Raw genomic sequence first — 19,396 nt, 5'->3', positions numbered from 1 at the left:
GTTCCAGATGCTTTGGAAATCTGCGCTGCCGATTTCCGGTTGTGCCTGGGATCAATCTCTAAGGTTCACATTCTGAGGTAATCGCGTGCGCATGACCCTTTGATTATTGGAGGCTCTACTATTTTACTTCGCGGCGCTGTAACTCTTTCATCACTCCGAATACTACTCCTCTCAGCATGGATCCAAAATCAGAGACACAGAAAGGTGAGGCTTTTGAGAACCGAGATAAGGGCATAGTCGTCTCGAAAACCTGAGTAAGTTGTCAGCTGACAATCCCGCCGACTGAACTCAAAAGTCTTCGAAGGTTAAAATCGCCTTCTCGCGCTTGTTTGGTGAGATGCCTTAGATACCCACCTGGGTTCTCGATCTGATCGAACCGCTCCAAGATGCACAGGACAGCAATCGGAGCGATGTCCGCTCCCAATGCTTGCTTCGCTTCTTCATAGACAGGTTGGTCGATCCCCATCATTGGGACGAGAGATGCAGCGTGGCTCGAGATGTCATGTAGGTCATGCGCTGCACTTGGGAACATTTTTTGGTATTCGGTGAACTGAGACAGAAAGTTCAAACCCGAAGCGCTGCTTGTTGGTGCTACCTCAACATCAGAGTTTTTATTTTTTTCCTTATGTTGGTGACGCTCATTTTCGCTGTCACTGGCGCCCAGAATTGATGAAAGAGAAACCGCATCGAAATCCTTGAGCAAGTCTTCCAGCTCTTCGTTGTTGTTTTTGCGACGCAGCAGAAGGCGTGCGCGGGCGAGGAGGGGGCTCTGGTCATGGATGCCATCAGGATCAATGTCACGGGCGAGGAGCGCCTCGCAGAGCGTCTGACGCGCGCGTAGGATTTGCGTGCGGAGAAGGTCGTGCTCTTGCTGGCGCAACTCTCTGGCAGAGGCGTGCGCTTCGATCTCGGGGGCCAGTGAGGATAGCGGACCCAGATCAAATCCAAAGGCACAGGCGATCCCGTGGCCAAGCCGTTTGGCATAGCGTTTCCGATTGGGACTGTCGAACCGCGCGATGACACCGGCTTTCACCAGTGCGGCCAAGTGTCGACGCAGTGTGCTTTCGGGCATGCCGCCCAAACGGGTGCTCAGGGTTTGGTTCGAAGCAAAGACGATGGACACGCCCATCCGCGCGGGCAGGTCGCGCTCTGGCACAAAGGTCAGCATGGCGCGCAGGACCGCGATATTTCGATGGGACAAGCCGAAATCTTCGGCTGCGAGTGTCAGCCGATCAACCAAAGCCCACTTATCTCGGGCCACAGTCGATCCCTCGGGTGCAGCCAAAACCGGCCGCCCGACGAAACGGGGGGTCAAAACTGTCATATTATTTCACGAAGGACGCAAAAATTTATGCCCTAACCAAGCTGGCAGAGTTGACTGATTCGGAATGGCGGGTTATCTCGAAGATGCTAAAGACGAGAAGGGCCTTCCAATTTACTTGGGGGGCTTTTCTTATTTCAGGGTCCTGGGTCGTGCCTCCTTGTACTGCTCGTTGCTCTGTTATTCGCTTTGTTCGGATTGCCAGCGGGCAAACCATTCGTTCATCAACTCACTGGCGTTATCTTCGATCCAGCGGTCGAAACCTTCGGTCTTCACGGTTAGGCTGATGCCTTTGTCCGTGGCTTTGACGGTGGCGATCGGGGCTCCGTCGGGGGAACTGATCGCGGCCTTGCGCGCCTGCGGCGGGGCAGGGGGCTGCTCTCGGTGTTTGTTCTGCGCTGCCTTGAGAACCGCCTCGAAACGGGCGTCAGTGTCCATTGAGGTAAATTCGGGTCGCCTCATAAAGATGCCGGCACGGCTGCGCGCCGCCTGTTCCTCGAAGAGAGACACCAGCTGCATCCAGCGCTCGCGTCCAACAGAGGGGGCACGGCCCACCTGACGCAAGAACTCCAGATCAAAAGCGGTGCCGACCTTGAGCATCCGGCTGACCATGGGTAAATCGATCGCCAAAGCCGCCGCGATGGTTGGTCGATCGTATCCCGCGTCCTGAAGTTGCGCGGCAAAGCTCGCTTTCTCGATAAAGCTGAGGTCCGTCCGCGTGTTGTTCTCTTGGCCTTGTGCCATAACCAGCGCGTGATCGTCGAGCTGACGCACCATGGCTTTGACCGGTAGGCCGAGTTCCCGCAAGGCGGCCAGACGGCGGCGGCCATAGACGATCTCGAACCGGCCACGTGCGGTGGGGTGGGGCCGCAAAAGCACCGGAACCTGCTGACCATAGGTCTGCAGGCTTTCCTTCAGGCGCTCTTGTTCGGTGTAATCCAGCCCAAGCCGGTCTTCGAGACCCGCGTTATCGATCAGACTGGGATCGACTTCTTGGATCGCGTTCTCTTGTAGCTTTGACAGACTGCTTTGAAGCGCACCAACGGCCGATTGCGGCATCAGACGTTGCCGCGGGGCGGCGTCCGGCTTGTTCGGCGTGAGATTGGTGCTGAGAATACCTTTACGTGCCATTATCGACCCCATGCTGCTTGGATGAGGGACTCAATTTCATCGTTCACGCTATTCAGTGAATCCACAGCACGGTCATAAGTGTTGCGGTTAAACTGGCTGCGTTCGACCTCGTAGATGGTCTGGTGAGTCAGGCCAGCGTCCGAAATCGCGGTGGATTTCAGCATCGCATTCGTCATGACTTCGTTCCCGAACAGATTCCGCAGAAATGCTACGACCTGCTGTTGGGGCCCGTCATTCGGCTCCATCCGGTTGATAAGAAACCGGAGGAAGTCATAGTCCATCGCTGCGCCCGCATTGCTGACGACATCAAGCAAATCGGCACTCATCTGTAGGAATTGCGACATAGACGCTACGTCGAGCATGTTCGGCACGACTGTGATGAACAACCCGGTCGAAGCACAGAGCGCGCCCATGGTCAGATAGCCCAATTGCGGGGGGCAATCGAACAGGATCAGGTCGTAATTCGCCTCAACCTCGGCCAACGCGGCAGCCATCCGTGAAAAGAACGGTGGTTGCACGTTATCCATCAGAGCGCGCGGCGTTTCGTGCTCGAATTCCTGCAGAACTAGACCCGCAGGAGCCAGATCAATGCCTTCGAAGAAGGTCGGCTGGATTATCGAAGACAGGGGCAGGGGGTCATCGTACCGGATCGCGTCATAGACCGTTCCAGTTTCTAAGAAATCAACCTCGGGGCGGTAGCCAAAAAGGGTCGTAAGCGAGGCCTGCGGATCGATGTCCACACACAAGATCTTGTAGCCCTTTAGAGCCAAACGCTGTGCTGTGTGTATAGTGCTTGTAGTTTTGCCCGAACCGCCCTTGAAGTTCAGAAAGGACAGAACCTGCACCGGATCGCCCTCTCGGCGGCCCTTTAGATAGGTGCCGGGGACCTTGGCGACGCTGTCCAGATGTTGGCGAATTTGGCTCAGGTCATGGGCGCTGTAATAGCGCCGACCGCCCGCGCTGGTCTGGACATCCTCAATCTTGTTCTCGAAGTGAAGCTTGCGCAGGAACGACGTTGAAATCCCGAGGAGTTCAGCCGCTTCGCCTGCGGAAAACAGGCGCAGTTCTTTGCGCGCATCGGGCGCAAACGCTGTGAGCATATGATTCTCGAGCGCAGCAGCGATATTTTCCGCGTTAACGCGGACTCGTTCATTGATGCGAATGGTGTTTTCGACCATATTTCCACCTGCTTACAGGCATATGCGGTCGAACCAAGGGTAGAGGGTTCATAGGGTGCTTTGCCTGCTTCTTGTAGTAACGCTGTTTAGCGCCATGCTCATTTTTATCGTTTCTATAGCTGCGATTTGTGAGTCGGCGCAAACTTTTTCTTTCAAATCCGTGATTGCGGCGTGAAGCGCGCGCGCCCGCTTGGGCTTAAGCGAGAAGTTTTCGGGCAGTCTATGGCGCGCCGATAGGGCTTTCAGAGAGCTTTTCAGCGCAACCACCACTAAGCGCTGTAGCCATTCGTTGTAGCGCGTCGGGTTCGATACCGCAGTTTTATCTGTCCGATTCGCGTCACGGCTCCCGTCGTAGATACGGCACGCAGAATGGTAACTATTTTTGCAAATAATGACCGACATAACTGTGCATTCAATCCTTACTCAACCAAGAGATGACGTGCTAATGTCTTGGTAATTCATTGAAAGAATCAAACGACCACTGCGATTGGTCTGACTGCGCATACGCAAAAGTATGTGCGCTTTGATGACGTGCGCGGTGGTCTGCGAAAAAGCTATTTGAGGAAGATCATGGCCGACACTTTTATCGATGTCCCGCTCGGAACAACCGCAGCGCAATTGCAAACAATGATCGACAGCGCGGCAGAGGGCACGACCTTTGTGCTGCAAGCGGGCACATATTCCTTTGACCGGACGGTGACGATCAACCAGAGCAACGTCTCACTGATAGGCCAAGGTCGCGGCGAAACCGTTATCGAGGTGACCTCTGCCATCGGGTCGGATCCCGCGATTGTGCTGGGGCTCAAGCTCTACAAAACAGACATCGCTGAGACGGACGGTTTGGCAGAGGCGGCCTCGGTCGGCGATACGTCAATCACAGTGGCGTCGGGGCACGATATCCAAGTGGGCGATTACATCTATATCGCTGCTGAGAACACCTCCGAATATTTTGACGAGATTGGCGATACCCAATGGCTCAAGAGCAATCCTCTGCGGACCATGATGGTGGAGGTGACCTCGGTCGACGGAGATATCGTCGGGTTTGAGACGCCGCTTACTTTTGATTTTGATCCCCCGATCACCGAGGTGCAGACGCGTAACCTGATAGAGGGCAACACGCTGTCAGGGTTCACCATGGTTGGCCCACATGGAGAGGCTGATCCAGGTGCGTTTTACAACAGTAGCGGTCAAGGCCAGACCATGATCATGGTCGGCGGAACAACGGGCGCGACACTTACAAATATCGGGATCGACGACGGCATCAGCCACGGGATCACCTTTGCTGGCAGCATTGATGCGACGCTCGATGATTTTGTCATGGACGGGACATTGAACAAAGGGGCAGGCGGCAACGGCTATGCGGTCTGGATCCGCGATGTTTATGAAAGCAATTTCTCAAACCTAACCATCACCGATACGCGCCATGCTGTGCTGTTTGCCAGCTACACAACGGCCAGCAACAACTCTGTTCACGTCACCTACACGAACCGCGACATCAACTTTCACGGTGGACGCGATCAGTACAACACGGTGGTCGTCGACGAGATGGTTCGGAATGAAACCGAGCAGGACTACATGGCGTGGGCAACCTTTTATAACGAGGGTGAACGCTATGGTGCCCCTACAGATCCAACCACCAATCCCATTACGTTTGGCACGCTCGTGGCGAGCAGCAAGGGGGACGAGGCCTATGCCCGCGATGCTGGCGCCAATCTCTGGATGGTTGGCGGAAACGACACCGCGCATGGCGGGGCAGGGGATGACTATATCAACGGTGGGGACGGAAACGACGTCATCTACGGATCGGCTGGAAATGACACGATCAACGGCGGCGCTGCGACGGATACGCTGGTGCTCGAAGGAGCTCTGGCCAACTACGTGATCACAGCGGACGGCTCGGATATCTACCTGACGGGTGCGGCGGGGCGGACGCTGACACGGAATGTGGAGTCGTTTGTCTTTGCCGACACGACTTTGGATGATGAAGCGCTGCTCGACGTGGCAACGGCGGAGGATACCCCCGACACCAGCGCCGAGCCTGCTTTGCCATACGAGGGAGCCGCGTCCTCTGACACCGACAGCACATCAGACACCGGCACGGATTCTGGCACTGACACAGAACCGGACACAGCGCCCGCTGATTTGACTTTGCCGACCTTTACATGGCGGCAAGGCACGGTCTGGAGCAGCGGGTTCACCACCTATATCGATATCGAAAACATTTCGGGCGAGGTGATGGAGGATTTTCAGATCATTTTCACCGATCCCAGCTTCACAGTCTCGAATATCTGGGGGGCGACGTCATCGGTGCAGGCGGATGGCACGTTGGTGATAAGCGGGTCGGGGTACAGCTTGAATGCCGAGCCGGGCAAATCGATCTCTGTCGGCTTCAATGGCAGCGGCAGCGTGCCCGCGGACGAGACGATTACCTACATCGCGATTATCAACGGCACCACCTATGTGATTGGCGAAGAGGCAGACGCATCAGCGGACGACACTGTGGAGTCTGGCAACGATACGGTGGATGCGGGTGAGGAGACCGTTGATGCAGGGACAGAAAGCGGCGGAACAGGTGATGATACGACAGATGCCGGAGACACTGCCGACGATACCGCCAGCGTTGGAGACGACACCATCGACGCGGGCGAGGATACCGTGGCGACCGGCGACGATACTGTAGAGACCACGGACGACGGCACGGACACCTCGGGCGATGACAGCGTACAATCTGGTAGTGCAGATGATACTGGCGTGGATTTGCCCTCTATCTCATGGCGTCAGGGGAACGTCTGGAGCAGCGGTTTCACCACTTATCTCGACATCGCCAATACGACAGATCAGATCGTTGACAACGTCGAAATTCGTATTTCAAATCCGACCTTTACGGTGTCGAGCATGTGGGGCGCGACCTCGTTTCTCGACACGAATGGCGATTTGGTCATTATGGGCAGCGGGTACGGGGATAACCTGAACCCCGGCCAGTCGGTGTCGATCGGGTTTAACGGCAGTGGAACGATCCCGCCGGAGGAATCGATCACCTATTCCGCGATCATTGATGGCGTGACCTACGTGATTGGTCAGGACCCTGTGGCAGAAGACCCAGCTGATCCCGTCAGCGAAATACCTGACACAAGCGAAGACACCGTTGGTACGGGCGAAGATACCGTCGGAACCAGCGAGGAGACGGTATCCACCGGCGACGATACCGTGACAGCTGGAGAGGACACTGTCACGACTGGCGAAGATACGGTTGGCACGGGTGATGATGCCAGCGCAGGCGGCGACACGGTTAATCTACCTGATGCAAGTTTCGTCATCACCAACGACTGGGGCAACGGGTTCAACGGCGACATCACTGTCACCAACGACACGGACGCTACGGTCTCGGCGTTCGCGATCCTGATCGACTCTCCGGGATTCACAGTGCGGGATGCGTGGGGCGCGACATTCACGAACGAAGCGGACGGAGATGTGGTCTTTGATGCGGCGGATTGGACTCTGGATCTGGACCCCGGCGAGTCCAAGACCTTTGGCTTTACCGCTGACGGAACAGTGCCAACTGATGGGCTAACGCTGACAGTGGCTGTGGATGGCAGCACCGAGACCACGCAGCCTGTGGATGATACCGGCTCCACCACAGAGACAGACAGCGGATGGGACACGACTGCAGACTCGCCCTTTGATGCGGCGGACTATGCAGATGTTCTCGATATGTCGATGGATTTCTACTACGCGCAGTATTCTGGCGAACTTCCCGACGAGTATCCCCTGGACTGGCGGGGTGATAGTGCGCTGACGGATGGCGCGGATGTTGGCGTAGATCTGACCGGCGGGTGGTACGATGCTGGCGACCACGTCAAGTTTGGCTTCCCGATGGCGTACTCCGCGACGATGCTCGCATGGGGCGCTGCAAACTATGCAGAAGGGTACGAAGCTGCGGGGGCCACACAGGATATCTTGAACCACCTAGGCTGGGTCACCGATTACTTCATGCGCTGCTACGACGATAATGGCACCGCTGATTTGAGCGATGACATCTTCTACGCGCAAGTCGGCGATGGGGACATTGATCACGCATACTGGGGCGCGCCCGAAGACATGACCATGTCGCGTCCAACCTATGCCGTCACCGCAGATATGCCGGGCACCGAAGTCACCGCAGAAACGGCGGCGGCACTGGCCTCGGCCTCGATCGTGTTCCGAAATGCGGGGGACGCGGCTTATGCGGATGAATTGATTGATACCGCCATCCAGCTCTACGACTTTGCCGAGACATATCAAGGCACCTACACGGATGCCGTGACAGATGCACAATCCTTCTACAACAGCTATAGCGGCTATCAGGATGAGTTGTCGTGGGGGGCTGCCTGGCTTTATGAGGCGACGGGGGATCAAAGCTATCTCGAGATGGCTGAGGCTTATTATCCCGGCGGTTCGATATATTGGGCTCTGGGTTGGGATGACAAATCCAACGGTGTCGCGATGCTATTGGCCGAAGCCACCCAAGACACCAGCTACATTGGCGATGTCGACGCACATCTGGACTACATGATGAATTCGCTCGCCCGTACGCCGGGCACCGATACCAATGACGGATTGGCGTGGCTCGATAGTTGGGGGGCCAATCGATATGCCGCTAATATGGGGTTCATCGCGGTAGAGCGTGCTGATCTGGCCCATGAGATGGGCGATGACGCCTATGCCTCGGACCTCTTGGATTTTGCCTCTGACCAAATCGATTACACGCTCGGCGACAATCCGGATGGGCAAAGTTATGTGGTCGGGTTTGGCGAGGACTATCCGCTCAACCCGCATCATCGTGCCGCCTCGGGGGTCACGGATGTGAATGACAGCGCGAACAATCTGTACACTCTGACGGGGGCGCTCGTGGGCGGTCCGGACCAGTCGGGCAATTACACCGACGACCGCACAGACTACGTCCAAAACGAGGTCGCGACAGATTACAACGCTGGGTTCTCTGGGGTTTTGGCCGCTCTGATCGTCGAAGACACGCTGCTCTAGGCAAGTTTATAGCGAAGAGCCGATTGTTCTGACAGCGCTTGGCATAGCCGCGCTGTCAGAGGTCGCTTGCCACGTGTTGCGCTGGGTCACTTGCGCATTCTACATGTCTTTCATTGCCGAGCGCGCCCTCGAACTGCCAGAGTATTGGCGAGGAGAGGGAGGATACCATGAAGTTGCAGGGGAAAACTGCGCTGGTGACAGGCGCGTCCTCGGGGCTGGGGGCGCATTTCGCCAAAGTGCTAGCGGCCCAAGGGGCAGAGGTCACCTGTGCCGCCCGCCGCGTCGACCGGCTCAAGGCTCTGGTGGCGCAGATTGGCGGCGGCGCGCGTGCCGTGGCGATGGATGTGACCGACGCCGAGAGTGTCAGAGCCGCCTTCGACCGGCCCTATGATGTGGTCATCAATAATGCGGGTGTGACCTATGACGGTCCTGCCCTGAAAACCGCCGAAGATGACTGGAACTGGGTGATCAATACCGACCTAACCGGCGTGTTTCGCGTGGCGCAGGCCGCAGGGCAGGCGCTGGTCGATGAGGGCAAGGGGGGCAGTATCGTCAACATCGCCTCGATCCTGGGGGTGCGGGTGGCGGGCAACCTGTCGGCCTATGCCACCGCCAAGGCGGGCGTGGTGCAGATGACCAAAAGCCTCGCGCTGGAATGGGCGCGCTATGGCATTCGCGTGAACGCCTTGTGCCCCGGATATATCGAGACTGATCTGAACCGCGAATTCTTTGCCTCGGACGCGGGCAAGGCCTTGATCAAACGCGTGCCCCAGCGCCGCCTTGGGCAGATGGAACATTTGGACGGGCCGCTCTTGCTGCTGGCCTCAGAGGATGGCGCCTTCATGACGGGTGCCGAAATCGTCGTGGACGGTGGTCATCTTGTGTCCTCGCTCTAGACTCTCGAAAGGACTTTCCATGGATTTCACCATTTCGCCCCGCATCGAGGACTATCGCGACCGCATCGCCCGCTTTGTCGAGGACGAGCTGCTGCCGATCGAGACAGATCGCGCCAACTACGACGCCCACGAAAACATCCGCAAAGACCTGCTGCAGGACCTACGCGCCCGCGCAAAGGCCCAAGGTCTGTGGTGCTTGCAGCTGAAAGAGGAAACCGGCGGGCAGGGGCTCGGGCTTCAGGGCATGGCCGTTTGCTACGAGGAAATGAACCGCTCGATTTTCGGGCCGGTGGTGTTCAACTCGGCTGCGCCCGACGACGGCAACATGCAGGTTTTAGAAAAGGTCGGGACCGAAAAGCAGAAAGAAGAGTGGCTGCGACCCATCGTGCGCGGGGACGTCCAGTCGGCCTTTGCCATGACTGAACCCGCGCCGGGATCGGGCTCTGATCCGGCGGGCATGATGCTGACGACGGCCAAGAAGGACGGCGATACCTACGTGGTCCGTGGGCGCAAATGGTTCATCACCGGTGCCGAAGACAGTGACCACTTCATCCTGATCGCCCGCACCTCGGACGATCCGCGCAAGGGGCTGTCGGCTTTCCTTCACAAGAAGAACACTCCCGGCTTTCGCATCGACCGCCGCATCCCGATCATGGGCCCCGAAGAGCATGGCGGTCACTGCGAGGTCGTCTACGAGGATATGGTCCTCCCCGCCGAAAACTTGCTGATGAACGAAGGGGACGGGCTGAAGCTGACCCAGATCCGCCTTGGGCCAGCCCGTCTGACCCACTGCATGCGCTGGCTGGGTTTGGCCAAACGTTGCGTCGAGATCGCCAGCGAATATTCCCACAACCGTTTTGCCTTTGGCGAGCGTCTTTCAAAACGCGAAAGCGTGCAAATGATGATGGGCGACATCGCTATGCAGATCGAGATCGGCCGGCTCTTGGTGATGAAGGCTGCATGGGAGCTGGACCGCGGCGGTTATGCCCGCAAAGAGGTATCGATGGCCAAGGTCCACGTGGCGAACGTTCTGCACAAGGCCGCCGATACCGCGATCCAGATCAATGGCGCGCGCGGCTATTCCAAGGACACGCCGCTGGAGTGGATCTACCGCTATGCCCGTCAGGCCCGCTTGGTCGATGGCGCGGATGAGGTCCACAAGATGGTGCTGCACCGGAACGTCGAAAAAGAGGGTCGCGATTTTTGGAAGTGGGACGTGGGCGCATGAGCGACATCGACTTTGAGACCGCGCGCCTTGAAGGGTTCCTGAAGGATCACTTCGGCACCTCGGCCGCGCTACAGGTTCAACGCATCGCGGGCGGGCAGTCGAACCCGACCTATTTCGTGACCTATGGCGATCATCGCATGGTGCTGCGCAAGCAGCCCAACGGCCCCATCCTGCGCGGGGCCCATGCGGTTGACCGCGAACACCGTGTTCTTGCGGCGCTGCATCCCGCAGGCGTGCCTGTGCCCCGTCCCGTTGTGTTCCACGAAGACCCCGACCTTCTGGGAACACCGTTCTATCTGATGGAGCGGGTGGACGGGCGTGTCTTCCCTGACGGTGCGGTTAGCGAGGCAGAGCCGCAAGAGCGCCGCGATCTTTGGATGGGGCTGGCCGATGCCATGGCGCAGATGCATTCGGTCGTGCCGCACGAGGTCGGACTGGGGGATTACGGCAAACCGGGGAATTACTTCGAACGGCAAATCCGCCGTTGGTCCCGCCAGTGGGAAGAAAGCAGTTCTGACCCGATCCCCGATCTGGACGCACTGTCGCAATGGCTGACCGACAACCAGCCCGAGGATGACGGCCGCGTCAGTCTGGCCCACGGCGATTACCGCATGGGCAATGTGATCTTTGATCCTGCCGCACCGCGCGTCGCCGCCATTCTGGATTGGGAGCTGTCGACCTTGGGCCATCCGCTGGCCGATCTGGGGTTCTGTTGCATGGCGTGGCACACCTCGCCCGACGAGTACGGGGGCATTCTGGGGCTGGACCATGCTGCGCTTGGCCTGCCATCCGAAGAAGTGTTCGTCGCCCGCTATATGGAAAAGAGCCCCGGTATGGCGCCGCTGACCACCTTTCACAGGGCCTTTGCCTTGTTCCGCTTTGCGGTGATCTGGGTCGGTATCGCGGATCGGGTGCGCGCAGGTACAGCGGCGGGCTCGGATGCGACCAATCACATGGACATGGGCGCCCGTCTGGCCAGACGCGGCATCGAGGTGATCGAGGGCAAGCACTAGGTTCGCCCTCAATCACGCGCCAATATCACTTATCGCAGGCGTTTCAGTTCCAGAACGCCTCGTGGACGGTGGCGTGGCGCAAGCCGTCAGGGGCTTGGACGGTCAGTTCGGTGCCATCGTCCCAATGGGTCATGCGGACCATGCCGATGGCGACGTTGGTGCCGAAATCCGGCGACCACGCGGCCGAGGATACGCGCCCGACAGGTTTGGTGCCCGCCATCAAGGTCCACCAGCGATCGCAGGCCGGAACGGGCGGTCCATCAATTGCGATGGCGCGGATTTGCTTGACCGGACCCTCTTTGGCGACACGAAGCAGGGCATCGCGCCCGATACAGCCGATGGCCGTTTGGGTGTTGCAGAACCTGCCAAGTCCACATTCGTGGGGCGTGTTGTCGTCGTTCATGTCGTTGCCGTAGGACAACAGCCCACTTTCGATCCGCTCGATCAGGTTGGGGCACCCCGCATGCACATCCAGTGCCTTGCCCGCTTCCATGAGCGCGTTCCACAAGGGCATGCCGTTGTGTTCGCCTTCGACATAGATTTCGTAGCCACCCTGCTTGGAATAGCCCGACCGCGCCACGACCATGTCCTGTCCCTGAAAATCAAAATGACCGAACCGGAAGAAACGGACATCCCGCACCGCATCGCCAAACACCGCAGCCATCAGATCATCCGCGCGGGGACCCTGGACAGCGAGGGGCGAGACATCCGGTTCATCCACCAGCACGTCGAGACGGTAGCCATAGGCAAGACCCTTGATCCAGTAGAGCAAGTCACTGTCGGCAATCGAAATCCACCAGCGGTCCTCGGCCAATTTGACGGCGACCGGATCGTTGAGCATGCCGCCTGTCTCGTCGACGATGGGCACATAATAGCACTGACCGGGCAGCATCCCGCGCAAGTCGCGGGGCGTCAGCAGTTGGGCAAGTCGTCCGGCGTCGGGGCCGCGCAGCTCCACCTGCCGTTCGCAGGCGACATCCCAGACTTGCACCGCTTGTTTTAGGTGATGGTAGTCCTCCTCGACCGAGCGGAACACCGTTGGCAAGAGCATGTGGTTGTAGACCGTGTAGGCTTTGACGCCTGCGGCCTCCACCCCCTCAGAAAAAGCGGTACGACGAAGCCTGCGCGAAGGTGAGAGCAGAGCCATTCCTGTTACTCCAGGTCTTTGGCGCGATCGCGAAGCTGGAACTTCTGGATCTTGCCGGTGGATGTTTTGGGGAGGGTGTCAAAAATGACAGCCTTTGGGGCTTTGAAACCGGCCAGATGGGCGCGGCAAAAGGCGATGAGGTCGTCTGCGGTCGGGGTGAACCCATCGCGCAGTTCGACAAAGGCGCAGGGGACTTCGCCCCATTTCGCGTGGGGCATGGCGACGACGGCGGCGGCTTGCACAGCTTCGTGCCGATAGAGCACGGCCTCGACCTCGACCGAAGAGATGTTTTCCCCGCCCGAGATGATCACGTCTTTGAGCCGGTCACGGATCTGGACATAGGCATTATCGTGCACGACTGCGCCATCCCCGGACCAGAACCACCCATCGGCAAAGGCCGCTGCCGTGGCGTCGGCGTCTTTGTAATAGCCCGCCATGATCGTGTTTCCGCGAATGGCAATTTCGCCTTGAGTGGTGCCGTCGCGCGGGACAGGCGCGCCGCTGTCGCGGTCGATCACCGCGACCTCTTCGACCATGGGAAAGGCGATGCCCTGCTGTGCCTGCAATTCGGCTTGCTCTGCGGGGGGCAGGTCGCCCCAATCGTCTTGCCAAAGGCACTGCGAGATATGCCCATAAGTTTCTGTTAGGCCGTAAACCTGCATCACATCGAACCCCATGGCGCGGGTCTTTTCTAGGATCGCGGGCGGTGGCGGCGCGCCAGCGGTCATGACGCGGATCTCTGGGTCAAAGGGGGCGGCGGCACCTGCCTCGACCAGCATCTGCAGCACGATGGGTGCCGCACCGAAATGGGTCACTCCGTGAGTGCGGATGGCCTTTAGGATCAGGTCCGCGGCAGGGGCACGCGTGAAAACAACCGTTCCCCCCAGCATAGCCATCAGCCACGGATGCCCCCAGCCGTTGCAATGGAACATGGGAACCACCGATAGGTAGATAGGGTAGGGCGGCATCTGCCACGCGGACGCTGTACCCATCGCCATCAGGTAGGCACCGCGATGATGATAAACGACGCCCTTAGGCCGGCCAGAGGTGCCCGAGGTATAGTTCAGCGCAATCGCGTCCCATTCGTCATCAGGCAGGACAAGGGGCAGAGGATCACTGCCAACCAGCGCCTCGTAGGTTGGACCGCCAAGGGTTTCTCCGGCAGCGGCGGGATCGGCAATTTCGACCACCGGCACGGTGCGCCCCAAGAGGTCAAAGGCTTGGGTCAACAGCGGCACCAGTTCCCGATCCACGATGACCAACTTGGTGTCCGCATGGTCCAGGATATAGGCGATGGTCTCGGGCTCGAGACGTGTGTTGAGCGTGTTCAGAACCGCGCCCGTCAGGGGCACGGCAAAATGCAACTCGAACAGTTCTGGGATATTCGGGCTCAGGACCGAGACGGTGTCGCCCTTTTGAAGGCCTAGCCCGAACAGACCGCCTGCAACCGCCTGAATGCGGGCTACGGTGTCCGACCAACTTCGTTCGATGTCCCCATAGATCACCGCTGTGCGCGGGCCGTGCAGGCTTTGGGCGCGGCGCAAGAACGACAATGGGGACAGGGGCAAGTGGTTCGCCCCTGTCTTTTTCAGAGCTTCGAAATGGTGTCGCATTCCCGTTCCGCCTGGCTTAGGTGTTGGGCCGAACGCGGGCTGCGGTCTTGTTGGCAAAGGCCTCAAGACGCTCGCGTGCGGCGGGCTGGGTGTTGACGATGCCGCCGACAAAGGCTTCGGCGTAGGCTGCGTCCATGCCGGACATGTTGTTCATGTGGCTGACAGCCGAGCAGATCGCAAAGTTTGTCAGCGGCAGGTTTTGCGCGACCTTTTCAGCCAGCTCTAGGGCCTTGGCATAACTGCCGCCCTCTTCGACAATGTATTGGGCCAATCCCAGATCCACGGCCTCTTGGCCTTGGTACACGCGGCCCGTCAGGATCATATCGATCATGCGGTACTTGCCGATCATGTCCGACACGCGGATCGTTGCCCCGCCGCCGGTAAAGATCCCGCGTTGTCCCTCGGGCAGCGCGAAATAGGTGCCTGGATCGATCACGCGCACATGGGCTGCGCTGGCCAGTTCCAGCCCGCCGCCCACTACGGCCCCCTTGAGTGCGGCAATGATCGGCACACCGCCATATTCCATTTTATTGAACGCCTCGTGCCAGCGCAGGCACACATGCATGAAGTCATCGGGGCTGCGGTCCGCCTTCCAATGTTCAACCAGATCGAGGCCCGCGCAGAAGTGATCGCCTGCCCCTTCGAGCAAGACTGCCTTGACGCCCGCCATGCGCGCGCCACTAAAGAACCGGATCAGTTCTTCAATCGTGATCACGTCCAATGCGTTGCGCTTTTCAGGACGGTTCAGGGTCACGACGTACAAGCCATTGTCCCGCGCGGTAATATCGAGGCGTTCGTAGGTATCGGGGTTCACGACGTCATTCATGGGTCGGTTCCTTTCGCGGGGTTACTCGGGAAATGCTGCGTCCAGCAGGCTGTCGGCGCCCTGCACGATGCGGGTCTTTTCAGCCGTGCAGTCGGGCAAGATGTGTTGGGCGTAGAACAGCGCAGTGGAGATTTTTTGCGTCAGGAAGGGACTGTCCTGTCCATTTTCCTGCAGGTTCTGCGCGATGAGTGCGCTTTGCGCCAATTGCCATCCTGCCGCCAAATTGCCGCTGAGCATCAGGAACGGGACAGAGCCTGCAAAGGCTGCGTCGATATTCTGTTTGCTGTTTTCCAGCAGCCAATCGAGCGCGTCCTCAAAGGCGGCGCGCGCCAGCCCAAGACCTTGGCCGATGGCCTGAGCTGTTCTGTCCCCGCGTGCCAGTTTCGCCTCAGTTTCGCCGATTTGCGCGACAAACCGGCGCGCTGTTGCGCCGCCATCGCGCATTACTTTGCGGCCCAACAGGTCGTTTGCCTGAATGGCCGTCGTGCCCTCGTAAATCGGAAGGATGCGCGCGTCACGATAGTGTTGGGCTGCGCCGGTTTCCTCGATAAAGCCCATGCCACCGTGGATTTGCACACCCAGCGACGTGACCTCGACCGCTCGCTCGGTGCAGAAGCCTTTGACCAGCGGCACCATGAACTCGGCCAGAGCAATCGTTTCTGCATCCTGCTGGTGATGTCCTAAATCCAAAAGCCCTGCGGTCGCCGTAGCCATGGCGCGACCGCCTTCGGTCAGGCTGCGCATCCGCAAGAGCATCCGGCGTACATCGGGGTGGTCGATGATTGGCACGGCGTCTTTGACCGATCCGTTTACGGGGCGGCTCTGTACGCGGTCCCGCGCATAGGCCAAGGCGCGTTGATAGGCCCGCTCAGAGACCGCGACCCCTTGCACGCCTACAGTGAACCGCGCGGCGTTCATCATGATGAACATGTACTTCAGCCCAGAGTTCTCCTTACCAATCAGGAAGCCTGTCGCATCAGCGTAGTCCAGCACCGCTGTCGGACTGGCACGGACCCCGAGTTTGTGTTCAATGCTTACGCAGTTCACCGTGTTTTCGGGGCCCAAAGTCCCGTCTGGCCCCACCAGTTTCTGCGGCACGACAAAGAGGCTCAGCCCCTTGGGGCCTGCAGGGGCATCAGGCGTGCGCGCCAGCACAAGGTGAATGATGTTTTCGGTCAGATCATGGGCGCCGTAGGTGATGTAAATCTTGGTGCCGGTGATCCCGTAGCTGCCATCCTCGCGCCGCACTGCCTTGGTTGCGACACGGCCCAAATCACTGCCCGCTTGGGGTTCAGTGAGGTTCATTGTCCCTGACCAACGCCCCGAAATAAGCGGGCCAAGATATGTCGATTTCTGCTCGTCCGAGCCGGTCAGCAACAACGCCTCGATCGCTCCATCGGTCAGCAAAGGACAGAGACCAAAGCTCATATCAGCGGCATTCAGCATCTCGACCGCAGCGGCGCCAGCGGCACGGGGCAGGCCAACACCACCGTAGTCCACAGGGTGCGGCAGCGCTTGCCAACCCATTTCAACGAACTGAGCATAGGCTTGCGCATGACCCTTGGGCAGGGTCACGCGGCCTTTGTCAAAATGCGCGCTCTGAGCGTCTCCGACGTACGAAAGCGGTGCAATTTGTTCTGCACAGAATTGGGCAAAACCCTCAAGCGCGGCGGCGATGTCGGGCAACTCTGTGTCCGTATGCGCGGACAATTTGGATACCTTGTCCCAATGGGACAAGTGTTCGATGCAGAACATCAAATCCTGAACGGGCGGCTGATAGGACATCCCTCACTCCCCAGTGACTCCTATGGCTTTCCGTCAGTACCGCAGTTCGCAGCTTGCCAATAAGCTCATCTCTTGCCAATTTATTATCCGATTACGCCAAATGAGGCAGCGATGACGGGTCATGATCCAATCTCTTTGACGACCGTTTCGGCGGGGTTCATTCAAGACTGGCTCGATGCGCTTGGGTCTCGGTGCCCACCGGAAATGTTGCGCTCTTTGCTGCATCGGTCGGGCTTGCAAAGCGGGCCGATGAACCCGCAGCAGCGCGTCACGCTAGAAGAGATCGCACGGCTTTATCAGCTTGCCGCGCCAGAGACTGGCGATGAAATGATGGGATTATGGAGCCGCCCGATCCGTCCCCGTGCCTTGCAACATCTGGTCACCGTCCAACGCGAAGCCAGCAGCCTTGTCTCTGCGCTCTATCGGTTTTCGACGTTCTGGAATTTGCTCTTGGATGATTTCCGGCTGGAATTGATGCACCGATCGGACGAAGTGGAATTGGCGCTGATCCCGTATTCAATCGAGACACAGCCGCAACGGTTTGGGCACATGCTGATCCTGAAACTGGCGCATGGATTGCTGTCGTGGCTCGCAGGGGCAGAAACCGACGTTAAAACAGTCAGATTTGCCTTTGCCCGTCCCGATTTTGCTGCCGACTACGCGGTTGTGTTTCCATGCCCTGTCGAATTCGACGCGCCGCACACGAGCATTCTCTTTGATCCAAACCAGTTCAAGCGACCAATCGCTCGAAATCCTGCCGAGGCATCGGTGTTCCTACAGCGTGCCCCCATTGACTGGATATTCACCAGTTCGCGATCCCACACGCACAGTCTGCGGGTGCGCGCGCATCTTTACGGGGCAGCATGGCAGACGTGCCAGCTGCCAGAGGTGGCTGCGGCCCTCGGGATGACACCTCGGACCCTGAACCGCCGCTTGAAGGAAGAAGGCACATCCTTTCAAGAGATCAAGGACGCGCTGCGCCGCGACATCGCCATCCGCGCAATTCAGCAGGGCACAGAGAGTATTGAGCAAATCTCCTTTGACACGGGCTTTTCTGCCCCTGCGAATTTTCACCGTGCTTTTCGTAAATGGACTGGCCGGACGCCGGGGTCGTATCGCGCGTGACACCGCTAGGGAGGTGATTGCTGGCCAAGGGAAACTGTATTTACGGAGCTTTTGCCCTTCAGCTTACACCCCGCCCTTGGCGCGACTGCGGCTGTGATGATAGAGGCGGATGAAACACTAAAAAGGGACAGGCTGATGATCAAACCCACTTCTTCGTTCAAAGAAAACCTTCAGCAGTTGCCGTCGATTGATGGGGTCGAGAGCCTGCGCCTGCTGGATGATGCGGGCCGCGAAGTCGCATCCATCGAAAACGCCCCTGGCAAGCAAGGTTCGTTGGCCGTGTACCAATATCTGCTTGAGGCGTTCGGCGTTTTGAACGCCGAAGCGGCTAAGCACGGACTCGAAGTTTTTGGTGAGCACACCTTGGATGCCCAAAATCGACCCGGTGCTCACCCGAACATTGACCGGCTCTTAGAGATCGCAAATGGCGGTGCGACTTTGTCGATGACCCTCATTCAGCGTTAAGCTTGTTCAATTGTCTGGGAGCGGGCGAAGGTGTGCGCTCTCAAGGCATGTGGGAGATTTTTTGATTCTACTTTGGCTGAATGTATTCGGTGCCCTCAGTTGTGGCGCATGCGGTATTGGTCGCTGCTGAACCAGTGGCGCCATTGAGCGCCGGAAAGCGCTCCATCGCCCGCCTGAAACGCGGGTGATGAACTATTTTTATTAAAAATAGTGCGACTGATTCTCAATGGATGATATGAGAAACTATTAACGGGCGCACTGTTCTAGCGCATCGTGATTATGGCCAAGCCAAGTAGAAGCGATGCGGCAATAAGTGCCCATGTGAAGCGCCTATTTTTAAGAGGTGTCGCGCGGAAACAGTACCCACACTCGGACGAGCCAAAGCGAAGATGATGGTTGCAATGTTTGCAATGAAACAAACGCAATACGCGACTGGACTGTGAATGTGTCGAAGACATTGTATTACCTTAAATCGCTAAACTTAGGCGGTAGTATACAATGCAAAGCCAACCCCTTCAATTTACAATAGGGGCAATGCAGAAATTTACTGCGAGCGCAGATCGAGTATCGAATTGATAATAAATTCTGAATTGAGAGTGCTTCTGATGGGATGATCTGATTTAAACTTAATAAATTCAAATTAGTA

Annotated in this window: 14 protein-coding genes; 6 read left to right on the top strand and 8 right to left on the bottom strand. The window is 58.1% G+C overall.

Annotation, left to right across the window (positions count from 1 at the left end; genetic code table 11):
• Positions 1-262 precede the first annotated feature (262 nt).
• The 4 genes from repC to BM225_RS18560 all read right to left on the bottom strand — a co-directional run bounded on the left by repC (position 263) and on the right by BM225_RS18560 (position 4,032).
• Complete coding sequence (repC, locus tag BM225_RS18575; RefSeq protein WP_092465171.1) at positions 263-1,324, bottom strand: plasmid replication protein RepC; 1,062 nt, start codon at positions 1,322-1,324, stop codon at positions 263-265.
• A gap of 177 nt (positions 1,325-1,501) precedes the next feature.
• Positions 1,502-2,452: a plasmid partitioning protein RepB gene (repB, locus tag BM225_RS18570; protein WP_092465170.1), complete on the bottom strand. Its 951-nt coding sequence runs from the start codon at positions 2,450-2,452 to the stop codon at positions 1,502-1,504.
• Positions 2,452-3,630 (bottom strand): plasmid partitioning protein RepA, encoded by a 1,179-nt coding sequence (repA, locus tag BM225_RS18565; protein WP_072704552.1) that lies wholly within the window; start codon positions 3,628-3,630, stop codon positions 2,452-2,454. Before repA ends, repB begins: the two co-directional genes overlap by 1 nt.
• Before the next feature lie 48 nt (positions 3,631-3,678).
• The gene (locus tag BM225_RS18560) at positions 3,679-4,032 is read right to left on the bottom strand and encodes a hypothetical protein (protein WP_092465169.1); all 354 of its coding nucleotides are present in this window, start codon (positions 4,030-4,032) and stop codon (positions 3,679-3,681) included.
• Between the two features lie 168 nt (positions 4,033-4,200).
• Between BM225_RS18560 and BM225_RS18555 the strand changes: the two genes are divergently transcribed.
• The 4 genes from BM225_RS18555 to BM225_RS18540 all read left to right on the top strand — a co-directional run bounded on the left by BM225_RS18555 (position 4,201) and on the right by BM225_RS18540 (position 11,789).
• A complete protein-coding gene (locus BM225_RS18555) occupies positions 4,201-8,652 on the top strand; it encodes a glycoside hydrolase family 9 protein (RefSeq protein WP_092465168.1) in 4,452 nt (1,483 codons plus the stop codon).
• A gap of 167 nt (positions 8,653-8,819) precedes the next feature.
• A complete protein-coding gene (locus tag BM225_RS18550; protein WP_092465167.1) occupies positions 8,820-9,548 on the top strand; it encodes an SDR family NAD(P)-dependent oxidoreductase in 729 nt (242 codons plus the stop codon).
• Between the two features lie 19 nt (positions 9,549-9,567).
• On the top strand, positions 9,568-10,776 hold the full coding sequence (locus tag BM225_RS18545) for an acyl-CoA dehydrogenase family protein (protein ID WP_092465166.1): 1,209 nt from the start codon (positions 9,568-9,570) through the stop codon (positions 10,774-10,776).
• A complete protein-coding gene (locus BM225_RS18540) occupies positions 10,773-11,789 on the top strand; it encodes a phosphotransferase family protein (protein ID WP_092465165.1) in 1,017 nt (338 codons plus the stop codon). Before BM225_RS18545 ends, BM225_RS18540 begins: the two co-directional genes overlap by 4 nt.
• 43 nt (positions 11,790-11,832) lie before the next feature.
• Here BM225_RS18540 and BM225_RS18535 read toward each other — a convergent pair whose 3' ends face one another.
• Genes BM225_RS18535 through BM225_RS18520 form a run of 4 tightly spaced genes read right to left on the bottom strand, consistent with a single transcriptional unit; the run spans position 11,833 to position 17,160 of the window.
• Positions 11,833-12,936 carry a dimethylsulfoniopropionate demethylase gene (locus tag BM225_RS18535; protein WP_092465164.1) on the bottom strand — a complete coding sequence of 368 codons (1,104 nt, stop codon included), beginning with the start codon at positions 12,934-12,936 and terminating at the stop codon, positions 11,833-11,835.
• A gap of 5 nt (positions 12,937-12,941) precedes the next feature.
• Positions 12,942-14,549: an AMP-binding protein gene (locus BM225_RS18530; protein ID WP_092465163.1), complete on the bottom strand. Its 1,608-nt coding sequence runs from the start codon at positions 14,547-14,549 to the stop codon at positions 12,942-12,944.
• Between the two features lie 16 nt (positions 14,550-14,565).
• A complete protein-coding gene (dmdD, locus tag BM225_RS18525) occupies positions 14,566-15,375 on the bottom strand; it encodes a methylthioacryloyl-CoA hydratase (protein ID WP_092465162.1) in 810 nt (269 codons plus the stop codon).
• A gap of 21 nt (positions 15,376-15,396) precedes the next feature.
• On the bottom strand, positions 15,397-17,160 hold the full coding sequence (locus tag BM225_RS18520) for an acyl-CoA dehydrogenase family protein (protein ID WP_092465161.1): 1,764 nt from the start codon (positions 17,158-17,160) through the stop codon (positions 15,397-15,399).
• A gap of 111 nt (positions 17,161-17,271) precedes the next feature.
• Between BM225_RS18520 and BM225_RS18515 the strand changes: the two genes are divergently transcribed.
• Positions 17,272-18,285, top strand: coding sequence for an AraC family transcriptional regulator (locus BM225_RS18515; RefSeq protein WP_092465160.1), 1,014 nt, complete (start codon positions 17,272-17,274; stop codon positions 18,283-18,285).
• A 135-nt stretch (positions 18,286-18,420) separates the two neighbouring features.
• Positions 18,421-18,750 carry a DUF2322 family protein gene (locus tag BM225_RS18510; RefSeq protein ID WP_092465159.1) on the top strand — a complete coding sequence of 110 codons (330 nt, stop codon included), beginning with the start codon at positions 18,421-18,423 and terminating at the stop codon, positions 18,748-18,750.
• Positions 18,751-19,396 lie beyond the last annotated feature (646 nt).

The organism is Donghicola eburneus (genome assembly GCF_900115865.1).
Classification (GTDB): Bacteria; Pseudomonadota; Alphaproteobacteria; order Rhodobacterales; family Rhodobacteraceae; genus Donghicola; species Donghicola eburneus.
This window is presented reverse-complemented; position numbering and strand designations above follow the sequence as displayed.

Bases quoted from the DNA above. Each gene is read 5' to 3' on its own strand.
- repC (WP_092465171.1), bottom strand. From the start codon at position 1,324: ATGACAGTTTTGACCCCCCGTTTCGTCGGGCGGCCGGTTTTGGCTGCA.
- repB (WP_092465170.1), bottom strand. From the start codon at position 2,452: ATGGCACGTAAAGGTATTCTCAGCACCAATCTCACGCCGAACAAGCCG.
- repA (WP_072704552.1), bottom strand. From the start codon at position 3,630: ATGGTCGAAAACACCATTCGCATCAATGAACGAGTCCGCGTTAACGCG.
- BM225_RS18560 (WP_092465169.1), bottom strand. From the start codon at position 4,032: ATGTCGGTCATTATTTGCAAAAATAGTTACCATTCTGCGTGCCGTATC.
- BM225_RS18555 (WP_092465168.1), top strand. From the start codon at position 4,201: ATGGCCGACACTTTTATCGATGTCCCGCTCGGAACAACCGCAGCGCAA.
- BM225_RS18550 (WP_092465167.1), top strand. From the start codon at position 8,820: ATGAAGTTGCAGGGGAAAACTGCGCTGGTGACAGGCGCGTCCTCGGGG.
- BM225_RS18545 (WP_092465166.1), top strand. From the start codon at position 9,568: ATGGATTTCACCATTTCGCCCCGCATCGAGGACTATCGCGACCGCATC.
- BM225_RS18540 (WP_092465165.1), top strand. From the start codon at position 10,773: ATGAGCGACATCGACTTTGAGACCGCGCGCCTTGAAGGGTTCCTGAAG.
- BM225_RS18535 (WP_092465164.1), bottom strand. From the start codon at position 12,936: ATGGCTCTGCTCTCACCTTCGCGCAGGCTTCGTCGTACCGCTTTTTCT.
- BM225_RS18530 (WP_092465163.1), bottom strand. From the start codon at position 14,549: ATGCGACACCATTTCGAAGCTCTGAAAAAGACAGGGGCGAACCACTTG.
- dmdD (WP_092465162.1), bottom strand. From the start codon at position 15,375: ATGAATGACGTCGTGAACCCCGATACCTACGAACGCCTCGATATTACC.
- BM225_RS18520 (WP_092465161.1), bottom strand. From the start codon at position 17,160: ATGTCCTATCAGCCGCCCGTTCAGGATTTGATGTTCTGCATCGAACAC.
- BM225_RS18515 (WP_092465160.1), top strand. From the start codon at position 17,272: ATGACGGGTCATGATCCAATCTCTTTGACGACCGTTTCGGCGGGGTTC.
- BM225_RS18510 (WP_092465159.1), top strand. From the start codon at position 18,421: ATGATCAAACCCACTTCTTCGTTCAAAGAAAACCTTCAGCAGTTGCCG.